The 16,694-nt window shown below is 36.9% G+C and carries 12 protein-coding genes; 9 read left to right on the top strand and 3 right to left on the bottom strand.

All coding sequences use genetic code 11. From position 1 onward, the window contains the following. Positions 1–22: 22 nt before the first annotated feature. The 3 genes from chlG to RMX98_RS14075 form a co-directional block, all read right to left on the bottom strand. A complete protein-coding gene (gene chlG, locus RMX98_RS14085) occupies positions 23–1,069 on the bottom strand; it encodes a chlorophyll synthase ChlG (RefSeq protein ID WP_322680394.1) in 1,047 nt (348 codons plus the stop codon). A 309-nt stretch (positions 1,070–1,378) separates the two neighbouring features. Beyond that, positions 1,379–2,479 (bottom strand): ArsA family ATPase, encoded by a 1,101-nt coding sequence (locus tag RMX98_RS14080; protein WP_322680393.1) that lies wholly within the window; start codon positions 2,477–2,479, stop codon positions 1,379–1,381. A gap of 120 nt (positions 2,480–2,599) precedes the next feature. Then, positions 2,600–2,791 carry a DUF2862 domain-containing protein gene (locus RMX98_RS14075; RefSeq protein WP_322680392.1) on the bottom strand — a complete coding sequence of 64 codons (192 nt, stop codon included), beginning with the start codon at positions 2,789–2,791 and terminating at the stop codon, positions 2,600–2,602. A gap of 851 nt (positions 2,792–3,642) precedes the next feature. Here RMX98_RS14075 and RMX98_RS14070 point away from each other — a divergent pair. The 9 genes from RMX98_RS14070 (at position 3,643) to RMX98_RS14030 (ending at position 16,678) form a co-directional block, all read left to right on the top strand. Continuing rightward, positions 3,643–4,491, top strand: coding sequence for an ABC transporter permease (locus RMX98_RS14070; RefSeq protein WP_322680444.1), 849 nt, complete (start codon positions 3,643–3,645; stop codon positions 4,489–4,491). Between the two features lie 168 nt (positions 4,492–4,659). Then, complete coding sequence (locus tag RMX98_RS14065) at positions 4,660–5,973, top strand: ABC transporter ATP-binding protein (protein WP_322680391.1); 1,314 nt, start codon at positions 4,660–4,662, stop codon at positions 5,971–5,973. Continuing rightward, the gene (locus RMX98_RS14060; protein ID WP_322680390.1) at positions 5,966–7,798 is read left to right on the top strand and encodes a class I SAM-dependent methyltransferase; all 1,833 of its coding nucleotides are present in this window, start codon (positions 5,966–5,968) and stop codon (positions 7,796–7,798) included. Before RMX98_RS14065 ends, RMX98_RS14060 begins: the two co-directional genes overlap by 8 nt. Before the next feature lie 71 nt (positions 7,799–7,869). Further along, a complete protein-coding gene (locus RMX98_RS14055) occupies positions 7,870–9,501 on the top strand; it encodes a class I SAM-dependent methyltransferase (protein WP_322680389.1) in 1,632 nt (543 codons plus the stop codon). 29 nt (positions 9,502–9,530) lie between these two features. Continuing rightward, on the top strand, positions 9,531–11,126 hold the full coding sequence (locus tag RMX98_RS14050) for a glycosyltransferase family 1 protein (protein ID WP_322680388.1): 1,596 nt from the start codon (positions 9,531–9,533) through the stop codon (positions 11,124–11,126). Continuing rightward, positions 11,104–12,066: a glycosyltransferase family 2 protein gene (locus RMX98_RS14045; RefSeq protein WP_322680387.1), complete on the top strand. Its 963-nt coding sequence runs from the start codon at positions 11,104–11,106 to the stop codon at positions 12,064–12,066. The genes RMX98_RS14050 and RMX98_RS14045 overlap by 23 nt, the downstream gene beginning before the upstream one ends. After that, positions 12,063–13,244: a glycosyltransferase family 1 protein gene (locus tag RMX98_RS14040; RefSeq protein WP_322680386.1), complete on the top strand. Its 1,182-nt coding sequence runs from the start codon at positions 12,063–12,065 to the stop codon at positions 13,242–13,244. Before RMX98_RS14045 ends, RMX98_RS14040 begins: the two co-directional genes overlap by 4 nt. Positions 13,245–13,294: 50 nt before the next feature. Beyond that, on the top strand, positions 13,295–14,269 hold the full coding sequence (locus RMX98_RS14035; RefSeq protein WP_322680385.1) for a glycosyltransferase: 975 nt from the start codon (positions 13,295–13,297) through the stop codon (positions 14,267–14,269). 102 nt (positions 14,270–14,371) lie between these two features. Next, positions 14,372–16,678: a hypothetical protein gene (locus tag RMX98_RS14030; RefSeq protein ID WP_322680384.1), complete on the top strand. Its 2,307-nt coding sequence runs from the start codon at positions 14,372–14,374 to the stop codon at positions 16,676–16,678. Positions 16,679–16,694 lie beyond the last annotated feature (16 nt).

Raw genomic sequence — 16,694 nt, 5'->3', positions numbered from 1 at the left:
ACTTCCACTATGGAGATACAAATTAAACGCCAGCATGACCCAGGGCTAAACCTGTTACTAGCATTCCCAGAACGAGGAAAGGTTGGGCACTGGCTTGGTACTTAACATCATTTTTCACGGGGTCACGTAAGAAATACATATCCTGCAAGGTGATTTGCGGGATGATTAACAATACTAGTATTGCTGCATACAAATTTTCGTGGATGCTGACGAGATAAGCTGCAATAAATCCTTGAAAGACATCAATTGTCACTACACAAATCCATGCTGCGGTGGTGATGCCAAACATTACGGGTAATGAATTTAATCCTAGCTGGCGATCGCCTTCTACACTCTTAAAATCATTGACGATGGCAATACCCAATCCAGCCAAGCTGTAGAACATTGTCAAAATCACAATTGTGGAATTCAGTTCACCAAACAAAGCGTGTCCTGTAGACCAAGGTAGAGTAATGTAGCTTGCACCCAAGGCGTAGCTCCCTAGCCAACCGTTTTGCTTGAGTTTCAGGGGAGGTGCAGAATAAATGTAGGCGATGAAAGAACCGATAATCGCGATCGCTGTAATTGTCGGGAATTCATGACCAGACCACACATCAAGCGCAAATGCCAAACCATAGCCAGCAATCAGTAATACCCAAATCTGAATAATTACCTGCGGTAGGGGAATTGCGCCAGAGGGAATCGGGCGATAAGGTTCATTAATGGCATCGATTTCGCGATCGTAGTAATCATTAAGGATCTGGGTGTAACCTGTCATCAATGGCCCAGCCAATAACATACAGGCTGCTACCTTCAACACATTTTCCAGCGTCCAAGTATAGTTACCAGAAGAAGCCGCACCACAGACTACCCCCCAAATTAGGGGAATCCAGGTGATCGGCTTCATGAGCTGTAAACGAATTTTCCAAATCGAAGTTTCCCCAGATGCTGCACCTTTCATCCCCAACATCTGCCTAGTTTTCGCACTGCGATCGGCAGATGTGAGCGCTTGCTCATTGAGATTATTTGCCACTGAGTCTAGTGCTTCAGACGGGTTAGGCTCTGGGGTAATGGGAGTTGATTCTGACATAAGATTTACTGATTAATTTGGCATTGGGCATTGGGGAGGCAATGACGGGTACGTAGGGGTCTCTCCAAGAAGAGCAACTGCCGTCATTGGGCATTGGGCACTTGTACTGAGCGACTTGCCTTGACTTGTGCCGAGCGTTCGCGTAGCGTCTCGTAGAGAAGTCGAGGTAGCGAAGTCGAAAGAAGTCGAAGTATTAGACATTGGGCATTAGGATTAAGTTTTTTCCCTATTCCCTATTCCCTATTCCCTATTCCCTATTCCCTATTCCCTATGCCCCATTCCCTATGCCCCATGCCCTATTCCCATAACTTAAAACGAAATTATCAAATAATTATTCTGAAACTTTGCTCCAGCAACGGGTCTACCACTTAAAGTTGGTGGCAAGGGAATATTGCGTCGCTGATCTCCTGCTTCTACCGTGACTTCTGGCCCATATTGGGTAAGCTTGACTTGCTTTTTGTCAAATCCTGGCAAAAATAAGCGTACTTGACGATTGTGGATGTCTATTGCAATTGGTTTGGGAGCCTGTAGAGCTTGTGCTTCAAAGTTGGGTAGAGCGTCTATCAGTGGTTGCCAGTCACCTGTAGGCGAGTCAGGAACGACGCTTACAGGTAGAGGTATAAATTCCTCTGATAAGTTAGCATTTGTCTGAGTTGACACAAGCAGAACACCACCGACAGTTAAACCAATTTGTTGAGCGCTACCCCACAAATAACGAGCATTTGCTACCTCAATGGGATCTCCTGTAGTCACTAAGAAAGCCGCGAGACGCTTGGGGTCAGCAAGAGCGGCTCTCCCCTTTTCTAAGAAATTATTGACTTGGTTAGTGGGCGCTGCAAAGTTATCTGCTGTCCAGTTGATATTGAAAAAACTGCCAATTAGCGGTTGAATCAAGGGTGATTCAGTAATCGTCTTCCCCAGATCGGAGTTGACAAATAATTGCCGAAATCGCCGGACATACCAACTGAGAGATTCTGGCAAACCCAACATTCGCAACGTCAAAGAGTCACCCGTGCCATCGTAGACGATCGCATCATATTTGCCACTAGCATCATATTCGCGGATAGCATTCAGGGCTAAGGCATTGTCCATCCCCGGCAATACTACCAGTTCTTGACCAAAAACCTCTTTAAAAATGGGTGTGCGAAGATATTGCGCCTCAAGTTTCTTCACTTCGTCCCAGTTGCGTTCTAGTAGTACAGATGCTTGAAACTGGACTACTTGTAATTTGGGAGCGATTTCTTGGGGATCGGCAGCAATAGGAGTACCCAGCAGAATCGACAATGTTGGTTCTGTTTGTCCTGCTAGGAGTACACGCTTGCCTTGACTTGCCAATAATTTGGCGGCGGCGATCGCAATTTTGGTACGAGCGGTGCCGCCTTTGCCCAAAAATGTCAATATTAGAGCCATTACTTGATTCCTATTTTCACCGCCGAGCTTTTCAATTCCAACTTAGCATTCAACAAGGACTCTCAACCTGTGCTTTCAATTTCAGATGCCAAGAAAAACCCGGATATGAGTTGTTTACAACTACACAGGTTTGATTTCATCTTCAAAGAACCAAGTGGAAGAATTGTCGTCAAACTGCACTACTACACCGATTCCAGCACCATCGGTGACTTTGTAGCCTTGGATAGTACCCACTTGCCCTAGTTTTTTGACAACAGGGGCAGAAACGCGATCGCGCAAACGAAAGACTTTAACCTTTTGTCCGATTTCCATGCCTGATTACAATGCAATAAACCAAGTTTCAGTGTAGCGGAATCCGTCACTCAACGGTCACTGATTCCAGGAGAGTTCAGGAGTCCTGAGTAATCCATAGATAAATCTAGGGAATTAGGGACTACAACCATCAAAATAGTCAATCCCAACATCGAATATTCTAGTTCAGACGGTCAACCATTGGCAGAATCAGACCACATTTTTACGCAATTATCACCACTTTAGAAGTAATTAAACAATACCTCACAGGCAGGCAAGCCACAGTTTTAGCAGACCAATTTCTCGGCTATGCTTAAAGTTTTCCCATAGGGCTAAGAGTGGTGGAGGCAGAATTATCGGGATTTTATCGTCTAGATACGGGGGAGAAATTACTAACACCGACGGAGTTAGCTGAATAATTACAACAACAACGCCAATCGGCTAATAAATTAGCAGAATATTTGCGATCGCAAGGAGTTGATCTAGATAGCTTGAGTTCAGCAAAACTCGTATCCTTAACAAAGAAAGCAGCCTTGTAAACACAAGTTAGATTTGTTGTAGTAAAAATACACTTGACAATAGCCAACTTATAGTATGATTAGCAAGATAATTTGGATACAATTTTCTAGTGATGATAGATTATCAAAGCACTAAAGGGATTTCCAACAAATAAATTATCCAATCTTTTGGGGTAAGCCGGAAAGCCCGCCCTAATGTAAGGTGGGTGAGACCCAACCTCACAAAAAGTAGTTTTTATTTTTTTATTTGAAAGTCTCTAAAGAAGGAACTTTCATAAATATGATACTTCTGTGAGAGCAATTAGGTGAATGGGTAGTGAGTAGTGAGCGAGGAAGCAGAAATTGTTGCCGACAATGCGGGGAGTTGTACGTAAGGTAAGGAGATGGAGGGGCATCTTGCCCATAGGTGAACAGTTGTGGACGAAGTTCGACTTACTCAGAACTTTAGTACGCCGGGATTTAGAGGCGCGTTACAAAGGTTCTGTTTTGGGCAACTTGTGGCCTTTGCTAAATCAGCTATCACAGTTACTGATTTATACTTATGTATTTTCCACTGTACTGAAGGTGAAGCTGACTAATCTCAATGGTTTACCAGCAAATGATTTCACCTTTGGTTTATGGCTATTTGCAGGGTTACTTCCTTGGATTGCTTTTACAGGAGGTCTAATGCAGTCCGCTAGTTCGGTATTAGGACAACCAAATTTAGTCAAGAAGGTGGTGTTTCCTCTAGCTTTATTACCCCTAGTGCCAATTTTGTCAACATTCATTGAGAGTTCCTTTGGTTTAATGGCATTGATTTTTTTTGTAGCGATCAATGCTCATACTTTACATACTACCTTGGCGCTATTACCCTTGATCTGGTTTACACAGTTATTACTAACAGCAGGGTTGGGCTATTTAACAGCCGGACTAACTGTATTTTTGCGAGATATCCCCCAGACTTTAGGAGTAATTTTAAATATTTGGTTTTATCTAACACCGCTTGTCTATCCAGTATCAGCAATTCCAGAGCAATGGCGGAGTTTGGTATTCTGGTTAAATCCAATGGCAGCGATCGCAGAAGTTTATCGTGACATAGTTTTAATTGGAGAGATCAAACACTGGGGGGAATGGGGAGTTGCTGGTGCCATAGCAACAATTATGTTTTGTTGTGGTTTTACAGTGTACAAGCATTTGCGTCCAGCCTTTGCCGATGTGTTGTAGTTAAGGTTCATTAGCCAACCGCTTTTAAAACAAGCAAATGCTAACGTGAACTGTATAGTAGATAGCGATATAATTCAACCACAAGCCAAAATTATAATGAAGTAACTAATTTGTAATTGATAAAATTATACCGTGTGAAATTCGTTATTAGTTTAAGTATGCAGTGTTATGGGTGAGGAGATTGCAATTTCACTGAAGAATATCTCAAAGTGCTACAAGCGTTATGCTCGCCCGGTAGATAGGCTAAAAGAAATTTTACTACCTGCTAAGAGCCACGCTCAAGAATTTTGGGCATTGCGGGATATTAACTTAGAAATTATTAAAGGAGAGAAATTAGGAATTATTGGTCAAAATGGTTCTGGTAAAAGTACATTACTACAAATCATTGCTAGAACCTTGACACCAACTACAGGAAATGTCTGGATTCACGGCAGAGTTTCAGCTTTACTAGAACTCGGTAGCGGATTTAATCCTGAATTTACTGGAAGACAAAATGTATTTTTCAATGGACAAATTTTAGGGTTAAGTCGTGAAGAAATTGAAGCCAAATACAATGAAATAGTGGAATTTGCTGATATAGGAGATTTTATTGAGCAGCCTGTTAAAACTTATTCCAGTGGTATGTTCGTGAGATTAGCATTTGCAGTCGCAGTAAGTGTTGATCCTGACATTTTAATTGTAGATGAAGCATTAGCAGTTGGAGATATTTACTTTCAGCAAAAATGTTTTGAGCGAATTAGAAATCTAACACGTATGGGAACAACACTTTTATTTGTTTCCCATGATTCAGCTGTTGTACATAAAATCTGTAATAGAGCTTTATTTATGGAAGCAGGAAATTTAGTGTTGGATGCTAAACCAAGGCAAGTAATTGATTTATATGAAGCCAAGCTATTACAAAAAAAAGATATACAATCAGAATTAGTAGAAATTCAAATGCTTCCAGAATCAAATTATATTACTTCGGAGGAAAATCAAGAGTTTTTAGATAGAACCTTAGATTCAGCACATGAAGTAGTAATTAATGCACCAGAAGTAAGTATAGAGTTTGTTAGGTTTTTAGACGAAACAGATCAAGAAATAAAAGTTGTAATTAGTGAGCAGTTATTACAGATTTCTGTAGGGGTTTTATTTTTCCAATATTTTGAAGATCCCCATATTGGTTTTAAAATACGAGAAAGAACGGGCGAGGTGATTTTTGAAACCAACACTCTATGTATGGGAAAAAAAGTAGGTCGAGTAGAAAGTGGTACTTTACTGGAAATTTGCTTTCAGTTTAAGGTGCCTTTGATGGAGGGTGAATATACAATTACATTTGGTGTAGCTGATAGTGCAATTGGAGAAAGTTTATTCCAGAGAACATTAGTTTATGCTCATAATGTCGCCGCATTAAAAGTTCTAAGAAACAAAAACTCAATACTGTGGTCAGGAATAGTAAATCTTTCTCCTTCTATTTCTATTCATAAATATACTTATGTTTGACTCTATAATTAAACAGGCAAAACAGACAGAATATGACTTTAGAAAAACTACTAATCCAGAAGATCCCTTGTCACATCTTTTTGATGAGTGGATTGATTATTACAAACTTAAATCTGCGATCGCTCATGAATTAAAACCTATTAATATCCTAGAAATAGGAGTACGTTTTGGTTATTCTGCCGCAGCTTTCCTATACGGATACCCTAATACTAAATATACTGGGATTGACTTAGATACCAATGATTTTGGTGGTGTCAAAGGTGCAATTAATTGGGCAAAAGAAATTACTAAGCAGTTCAATACTGAATTTGTTATTGCTGATACACAGGTAATGAAACGTTTGCCTGGTAATGTGTACGATCTCATTCATGTTGATGGGCAACAAAATGGAGACGGTTCCTTTCATGATTTGGAACTTGCTATTAAGCAATCCCGCTACGTGTTGGTAGATGGATATATGTGGACGCAGCAGAACTTTATGGCAGTTAGTGATTTCTTATTTAAATATGCTGATTTGCTCGATTGGTATGGTGTAATACCAGGTTATGCTGGAGAGTTATTAATAAAAGTTTCTAATAATTATTTAAGTGAGCTTGAAGAACACCACAATCCTAATACTAGTCTAGACATTCGTCAAAGTTATACCAGTCACTACTATACTCAAGATTGTAGCGGATTTGATACTTATAAACAAAATCAAGGGAAGAAGTTAGAAGATCCAAGATTGCAATCTGTAGCAGCAATCGCTAGTTTGAAAGCATCAGGACGAGTACTTGATATTGGTTCTGGACGAGGTGAACTTAGTTATTATTTTGCTCGTCAAGGTTTTGCAGTTACATCTATTGACTATTCACCAAATGCCATTGAACTAGCAAAAAATTGTTTTAATGGAGAAGCTGAGTTAGCAGCCAACGTAGAATTTATCTGCGATCATGTCTGCAATGTAAAACTGCCAAATAAGTATGATCTAGCACTAGCTTCTGACGTGATTGAACACTTAGCTTTTGAAGAACTAGATGCGCTTTATCAGCAAGTCGCGCACAGTCTTAAACAAGATGGATTATTTGTTGTACATACTTTTCCAAATCTTTGGTATTACAAATATGAATATCCACGTAAAAGGAAAATTGCTGCTTCTGTTGGTGCCTACCTACCACCACAGCCCCGCTCAAGATATGAGCTACTAATGCATATTAATGAACAATCGCCAAGGATTTTGAAAAAGCAATTAAGTAAACACTTTAACCATGTATGTTTATGGTTTGGTGATACCCAGAATCCAGGTGGAAGTTTAGTAAAAAAGTTTTCTACAAGAGAAATAGGTGCAGCGACTAGTCTATTTGTAGTTGCTTCTCATCGACCCATAAATCGGGAACATCTGAAGAGTAGCTTACAAATGTTCCCTGTCCCACCCATCTCTGCTGGAACAATCAAGATATTTGTGAAAGAGCATCCAAAAGTGGTAAATACAGATAGTGAATTTGAAATTAAATTAGAAATTGAAAACTCTAGCGAATTTACTCTTAATAGTTATGGTTCTCATCCAGTTCACATTTCGTATCATTGGATGAATGAACAAGCTACCGATTATATTGTTTTTGAGGGACAACGGACAAAGATATTTCCTCACTTAAATAGCTCTGAGGATATAGCGTTGAAACATTTATTCAATAAAGTACCCAAAGAAGTGTATAAAATTAAACTTAGATCGTTAGCACGAAAAGGTAACTATATCCTGAGAGTTACATTGGTACAGGAAGGTGTACGCTGGTTTGATGTAGCGCCAACTTATTTAATGGAGGACATTGCAATCATGGTTATATAAGCATTAAATACCATATCTAATCTAGAAATTAAAATCATATCAAGAAATAATTGAGGTTAAGTAAAAAATAAATGATTGAATCCAATTATCCTGAAACTAATATTGATGAATTAATACATAAAGATATTGAGCATATTAGTAAAAATCAAGCTCATTCTCAGTTATTAGATTCACAATCTCATCTAGACACATCAAATTTGAAGTTAAGTATTAGTTATATTGAAAGTTTTCTTGAAAATGCAGAATCTCGCTCAATTGCCCGTACAAAGTGGCCAGACAAACTTAATCTTTTTCCTTTCAATTTAAGTGGTAATTTGCAAAAAATTATTCTAAAAATCATGAACTTTATTTTTAAAGATCAGCGAGAAATCAATTTTAATATAATTAATTCTCTAAAAGAGTCTGTAGCACTTAATCACCAGTTGGTGGAACACATTGCGACTTTAAAAACCCAAGTGGATAACAACATTCAAAAACTAGATGAGCGCCTAGTTGCTATGAATAACAGCATCCAAGGGCTAGATGAGCGCCTGATTGCTATGGATGATCGCTTTCCAGAGTTGGATGAACGCTTAGTTACTCTGGATAACAGCATCCAACAATTAGATAGGCGCTTGATTGCTGTAGAGAATCGTTTTCAAGGGTTGGATGAGCGCTTAGTTACTCTGGATAACAGTATCCAAGGAATAGATGACAGCTTAAATGCTATTCATACTTTAATTACCAACTGGCTAACTGGCATTCAAGAACGTTTGGATACTCTGAATCGTCTAGTACAAGAAATAGATGAGCATAAAAATATTGTAGATGCTCGTATTGAAAGAATGGGCGCTCAATTAATTACAACAGATAATCGTATAAATACAGCAAATGCTCGTATTCAAGAAATCAATGAGCATTACATCAGAAATGATAGTTACCTCAAAAATGACTTAATGCAGCAAAAGCGTTTAATAACAGTGTTTTTGGAAGATGCAAGAAAACGTTTACCAGAACCTTTCAGCCAAAAGGAGTTAGAAACCTTTGTAAATGAAGATATGCGCTTTTTCGATGCCTTTTATGCTGCATTTGAAGAGCAGTTTCGAGGTAGTCGGGAAGAAATATTAGACAGATTAAAAGTTTATTTGCCATTGATTGAGGAAGCAAATATAGGCACAGATGAATCACCAATTTTAGATGTAGGTTGTGGGCGTGGTGAATGGCTGGAGTTGCTACAGGAATCTGGATATACAGCTAGAGGTCTGGATATCAACAAAGTAATGGTAGAACAATCCCGCTCCAGGGGATTTGAGGTGATAGAAGCTGATGTAATGCTTTATACACAGTCATTGCCAGATAGTAGCTTAGGAATGATAACTGGTTTTCATATTATTGAGCATCTAACTTTTACAAAGTTAATGAAATTTTTCAGTGAAGTCGTCAGGGTACTTAAGCCTGGTGGATTAGCCATTTTTGAAACACCAAATCCTCAAAATGTATTAGTTGGTAGTTGTAATTTTTATTTCGATCCAACGCATCACAATCCTTTACCAAGCTCCATGATTAAATTTATTCTTGAAACGCAAGGTCTACACCAAGTAAAAGTCATGAATCTTCACCCTTATCCAGAAAGTTATAAAGTCAGTGGTTCTGAGGTAGCTGAACGATTTAATGATTACTTTTACGGAGCGCAAGATTATGCAGTTGTAGGATACAAATTATAGACTCAAAAATTGAATGTATTATTTACCATATGAGTGAATTACAACCATCTCTAAGAATTGCTATAGATTTAACTCCTCTACGACCTGGTGGTGAAAATGGAGGTGCTAAAGTTTTAGTATTGACCCTACTAAAGCAATTTCAAGAATTAGCACCTCATCATTATTTCTTACTTCTTACAGCTCCTTGGAATCATTTAGAATTAGTCCAATACGAAACTAACAGGATGGAGCGACTATTAGTTTCTGATTTAATTGATACAACAAAAAAAAATAATTTGGGGTTTTTATCTAGATTTTTAAAAAAAATAGTTAATAAAATCAATTTTAAGCTCAACAATTTTCTAGGCTATAGCTCCTTACTTAAAGAAAATAAGATTAATTTACTATTTTGTCCTTTTTCTGCACCAACATATGCTGACAAAGATATTCCGTTAGTAGCTATTGCTTATGATTTACAGCATTTAGACTATCAATTTTTCTTTACTGCTCAAGAACAGCAACATCGAACAAGATTTATAGTTGAGCTTCTTAATAAGTCTCAAAAAATCATTTGCATTTCAGATTTTACACGTCAATCATTTATCAAGCATTTTAAAACGCCCCCCGATAAACTAACTGTTGTACCAATTTCTATTCATGAACGCTTAGTTGAATTAAATGAAAGCACTGTTATAGAGCATCTCAACAGTATAGGTTTAGCAGGACGAAAATATGCATTTTATCCTGCTAACTATTGGCCACATAAAAACCATCGTATCCTGTTAACAGCCTATGGAATATATAAAAAACAGTTTCCAAATTCATTTTTAGATTTAGTTTTTACAGGTGCATTAGAAAATGAAGAAAATCACTTAAAGGAAGCAGTAGACCTTATGGGTTTGAGCGAAAATATCCTATTTTTAGGATTTTTAAATCAAGAAGCATTAACAGCTGTTTGGCAAGGTTGTCAATGTTTAATTTTCCCTTCATTATATGAGGGATTTGGAATTCCAACTTTAGAGGCAATGAAATTTGGTAAGCCAGTATTATCTAGTAATGCTGCTAGCTTACCAGAAGTTGGAGGAGATGCGGTTATCTATTTCGATCCTCGAAAACCAGATGAAATAGCATCATGTTTGGCAAAAATTACCGATAATCAATTATTAGTTGAACAACTGGTAAAAAAAGGGTTTCAAAGATTAGAGCTATTTGATGGTAAGAAAATGGCTTACCAATATTTAAGTATCTTTCAAAAAGAGGCTTTAAATCAAAATACATTAGTTCAAACCATGATTTCTGGCATTTATGATGATGGTTGGTCAGCACCTGAGTTTCATATTTCCATAGAGCCAGGTTTGTCAGGGCGAACTCTAGAGATTTTGTTTGAAACTCCCGAATTTTACCCAAGCTCTAAAGCCACGATAAAATTACGCAATAAACAGAGAAAAGAATCTTACAATTGCCTTCGGGGCGAATCACAGAAAGTTATTTGGCCACTTTTGCATACAGGTGAAGTGGTAACAGTGCAAATATCGCCTAGCTTTCAACCTAGTCAACTAAATCTGAACTCGGATCAACGTCGGCTTGGGTTAATGGTGCGCCATTGTCGAGTAAACTTAGTTGATGGGTCATCTAGTTCAATTTAGCATTAGAGAGTGTGGTGTGAACTTAAAATTTAGCGTTATTACACCTTCTTTTGGTCAGGGTTGTTTTATAGAAAGAACTATACAGAGTGTGCTATCTCAACAGTTGGCAGATACAGAAATGGAGTATGTAATCTGTGATGGTGCTAGTACAGATGGGACTGTAGAAATCTTAAAAAATTACGATAAGTATATAAAGTGGGTTTCAGAACCTGATAAAGGACAAGCAGATGCTGTTAATAAAGGTATCGCTATGACCACAGGTGACATAATTGCTTGGATTAATTCTGATGATATTTACTATCCAGGAACTTTTCAGGCAATTAAAGAAATTTTTGAATCTTATCCCAATCTACAAGCTATATATGGTGATGCCGATCACATTGATGAACAAGACCGAGTTATTGAAGCTTATCCGACTGAGGATTGGAATTATCAACGTTTAATCGAAACTTGTTTTCTCTGCCAACCATCAGTATTTTTTCGCCGTAGTCTAGTTAAAAAATATGGCAATTTGAATGATTCTCTCAAGTACTGTATGGACTATGAGTTGTGGCTTCGTTATGCGAAGAATACACCATTTCATTATATACCACGCAAGCTTTCTGGTTCCCGCTTATATAAGACTAATAAAACACTGGGTCAACGGATAGCTGTTCATTATGAAATAAATAATATGATGCATTCCAAATTTGGAAATGTACCAGATAAATGGATTTTTGCTTACGCACACGTAAAGATAGAAGAGACTTGGAAGTTAGACAGAACAAAACCTCTTCAAAACATGATTTTTGTGAATGCAGTCATTTTTAATAGTCTGTGGTCATTTTATCATTGGAAAAAATCGATTTCAGTTAATGCATCAGTCAAGATGATTTGGTGGTTAATTGCTGCCAATATATTTCTGATTAAAAATTTAGTTTTACTATTGAAAAGATTATGAGGATTGGTTTTGATATTAGTCAAACTGGAAAAGCCAAGGCAGGATGCGGATACTTTGCTGATAGTCTTATAAAACACCTAGTAAGCTGCGACAAAAATAATGAGTATTTGCTTTACTCTGCATTTGGAAACACTTTTTGGGATACAGAGCATGGAACTAGCACGTGCCGCCTTCACAAAAGTAATTGTACTCATCTACTAGACCATTTATCACATCATGAATCTCTAGCTTTTTGGAGTACTTCAGCAGCAATTGATGAAGAAAAATTGGGAAATCCAGATATTGTTCACGGGAACAACTTTTCATGTCCTCGTTTTACTTCTGCTCGGTTTGTTTATACTTTGTATGATCTGAGTTTCCTCGATCATCCAGAATATACTTCTGAGGAAAATCGATGGAATTGTTTTAATGGTGTTTTCAATGCAGCAATGCAAGCCGACTTAATTATTGCCATTTCTGAATATTCTAGACAAAGATTTCTGGAAATATTTCCCCACTTTCCAATAGAAAGAACTCGTGTAGTCTATTTAGGAAGTCGTTTTCAGGATGGTGATGAAGAAAAAACGGTTGTTGACCTTGAACCTGATAATTTTTGGCTTTGTGTAGGTACTTTAGAACCAAGGAAAAATTTACGCCGAACTTTGTTGGCGTATAAGAAATATATCGATATTTATAACGATCCTAAACCTTTGGTTTTAGCAGGAGGGCAAGGATGGTTAGAAGACGATCTTGAAAGTTTTATTATTAATATAGGCTTGACTAAGCATATTCGTAGACTAGGGTACGTGGATGATAATACACTTAATTGGCTCTATAAAAATTGTTGGGCATTTGTTTATCCATCAATTTATGAAGGATTTGGATTACCCGTTTTAGAGGCAATGAGTCTTGGAGCAGCTGTTTTAACTTCTAATACTACGAGTTTACCTGAAGTTGGCAAGGATGCAGTTTTATACGTAGATCCTACAAATGAAGCTGATATTGTAAGAGTACTAGCAAAACTTAATGATGGCAAATTGCGTAATATTTTGAAGGTGAATAGCCAAGAACAGGCAAAAAAGTTTGCCTGGTCAGATACCGCAAACCAAGTAATTCAAGCATATATAGATGTTTTAAAACTTCCTAAAAAAACTTCTTTAAAAGAGGTTAAAGCAGAGATTTTACCCTTTGAGGTGTAGTTCAGAGATATTCAATAATATTTCTAACAAATAATAGGTTGTTATAAATCATGAATGATAAAAAATCTATTAATGAATTAATATTGATAGTAATTCCCGTTTTTAATGATTGGCAATCATTAGATATTTTACTGAGAGATTTAGACAAAGTTATGAGTAATCAAAAAATACAATGTGAAATTTTAGTTATAGATGACGCATCTACCATACCTGCTCATGATAGTTTCATATTTGCACATTTTAACGCTATTCAAAAAGTGAATTGTCTAGAATTGAAGCGAAATTTAGGGCATCAAAGAGCCATTGCGATTGGATTAGCTTATATTGAAGCCAATATAATATGTCAAGCAGTTGTTGTGATGGATGGAGACGGAGAAGATACTCCTAGAGATGTGTTAAGACTCATAGATAAATGTAGCGCAGAAGAATATAAAAAGATAGTTTTTGCTCGAAGGAATCAGCGTTCTGAGAATCAGATATTCAAAGTATTTTATAAAATTTACCAATTGCTTTATCATCTGCTAACTGGTCAGGAGATACATGTAGGAAATTTCAGTATTATTCCTCACAGGATATTATCCAGACTTGTAGTTGTTTCAGAAATATGGAACCACTATACTGCTGGAATTTTGAAAGCAAAAATACCGTGGACACAAATTCCATGTAACCGTGGTGTACGTCTGGCTGGACAGTCAAAAATGAAGTTTGTATCTTTAGTGATACATGGACTCAGTGCCATTTCTGTATATGGGGACATTATAGGTGTTAGATTTCTGATTGCAACATTATTATTGATGTTGCTCAGTGTTGCAATTATTGCAACAGTTATACTCATTAGAGTAGCTATTCCTAATTGGGCACCTTATGTGGCTGGACTATCTTTCATTATATTACTACAATCTTTGACTATATCTCTTTCTTTTGTATTTTTGATTCTGAGCGGAAGAAATAATTTTGGCTTTTTACCACAGCGAGATTATCAATACTTGGTTTTAAAAGTACAACAAATTATTCCTAAGTCTTAATAATTTATATTAATTTTATTAATTGCTCTTTATCAAGCTTGAAGCAAGTGAAATTACTCAAATTAGATAAATAATCTTGTACAGAATTATGAAAGATTAACCATGAAATTAAAATTACATCTAACAAATAGAAATTTTATACTAACAATATTAGCCTTTTCTGGCGTTGCTCTGGCTTTTAGTGTATTAATTATCAAAAATTTATCTGAACCACTTGTTGGATTTGGTGATACAGAGCAATGGGAATATGCAGGATTCTATCTGAAAAATAATATAAGCTTTAAACCATTTCCTCATCTGGATCTTATTAATAATCAGGTATTTTATCCTTACGGAACTAGCAGTGTTTTTCAGCCTTGGTCAATTGAAAGAGATATTTTCTATGCTATCTTTTACTCATTTTTTGGAATTGGCCCCTGGATACAAATCTACTATCTTTTAAGCGTTTTGCTTACAGGTATCGGAAGCTTCATTCTACTTTTCAAAGATTATAGCTTTGCCCGCGCTAGTGGGGCTGCATTCCTAATTTCTTTTTTTAGCTTCTACGCAATTCTTAAATATCCAGAGCATCTCAGCTATTCAATATTTCATTGGACTGCCCTCAGTTTAATCGCTGACTTCCTTATACTCAAAAGAGTAACATCGGGACAGTATGTATCTCTACGACTTATTTTATTAAGAGCTTGTTTACTTATTTTATCTCTAGGACAAGAATTAGGATACATAGCTGGTTGTGCTTTAACGTCGTTTACAATTTCTACTATTTTTGCTGCCTTATTCTTTAGTTACAGGTATTTTATAAATAAAAGACAGAGTTTAGTAAGCTTTATAAAAAATACAGCAGGCAATTATAAAAATGAGTTTTTTGCCCATCCCCGTATATCCCTAACTTTACTGGGGTTATGCCTGATTTCAAGCTTTATTAATTTACCCCTAGTTTTCCAAATTGCGAGAGAAGCAAAAAGCTTTGACTTTACTGAAATTCCTAGTGGAGCTTGGTGGGCTAATCCTCTTAGAATCCTAATTCCTTTTCTACCGTTTTTTCACCCAGGGCAAGTTAATCTCGATCAATTTTTTAACGATTCACCAGAAGGTATAGGTGCTGGTAGTCCAGGCTGGTTTTTACTGATTATTGCATCTGTCGGGTTATGGCAAGGACGCAAAAAAATTATCATTTTTATACCTCTGCTGATCATTTTTCTCCTTTGTCTGCTTTACCATCCGATTCGCTTTCCCATACTGAAGATATTTCCCTGGTTTGCCTTCAGCCGCGTTCAAGGTCGTTTTACTGTTCTCTACCCGATCATACTTAGCATTTTTGCCCTAAATATTAATCTGAATCCCTTACGTTTATATACTAGACAGCTAGTATCAGCGCTCTTAGTATTTTTGGCTTGCACTGAAATATTTACTGCTTATTCAGTCAAACTAAATGATTGGCCTTTCTACTCTTTGGACAATAATTTTTTTCAATATATGAATTATGTTAACAAACAACCAGGAGAAGCAGTTCTAGATTGGCCATTCTGTGTAGTAGGAGGTAATGGAGTAGGTGGCAACAGTCTTTGCCCATATTTTTCAAAGAATATGGCAAATTCTACTTTAAGAAGATTTCATAAGAAAAAAGTTATGGGACACTATTTCGGGCGCTTACATACTTCTCAAATCCAACCGTATATTGATGCTGGCTGGGATAAACTGTTTGCTCCTGACATTCAAGATATTTTCCAAGCAAGCCATCAAAAACGCTGTTTTAGTTCAGACGAATGGATTTTTTTTACAGATTTTTATAAACTGAATGACTTTGCAGGAATTAACCTTTATGTAGATTTTTTACCACAAAATTGTGTTATCGATTTTTATACACACTTTGGCAAGCCAACTGTAGAAACAAAAGTGCCTGGAGCCGGTCTAGTTAAATTTATACCCAAATCTTCTCAATTAAGAAATCAAGTGGACTTAAACTTGGGAAGTCACCTGAAGTTTGAACCTTTTTTAGATTTGTCTGAAGCTGACTTAATTAAGTTTCAAGTACCCTATGGCTTAAATCTAAAGGGGCTAACTCTAGAGACCCATCAAGGCAGTATATGGCGCTGGGGTTTAAGTCCAGAAACTTTACTCAAATTTAAGTTGCCAAATTCTAAATCAGTAGCCTTAGCTTTCAGCTTTATGAATCCAATTAATGGACAGGATATTTTTGTGGAAGCTAATGGAGTAACTTTGGACAAACTGGTTAATATCAGCAAAGATACTAATATTAAGCGTAGACTTAAATTTCAAAGTATTCCAGGATGGAATACAGTAGTTTTTAAATACAAAGATTGGAATAATGGAAAAGTTACCTTTGCACCAGATGATGAGCGCAAGATGACTGTCAATTTTACGCAACTTGCGATTGAAGAGGAATAGCAAGATAAATTGCAAT

This window comes from Nostoc sp. DedQUE02 (assembly GCF_034531035.1).
GTDB lineage: Bacteria > Cyanobacteriota > Cyanobacteriia > Cyanobacteriales > Nostocaceae > Nostoc.
The sequence above is the reverse complement of the archived record's forward strand: the minus strand, read 5'-3'. Positions and strand labels throughout refer to the sequence as shown.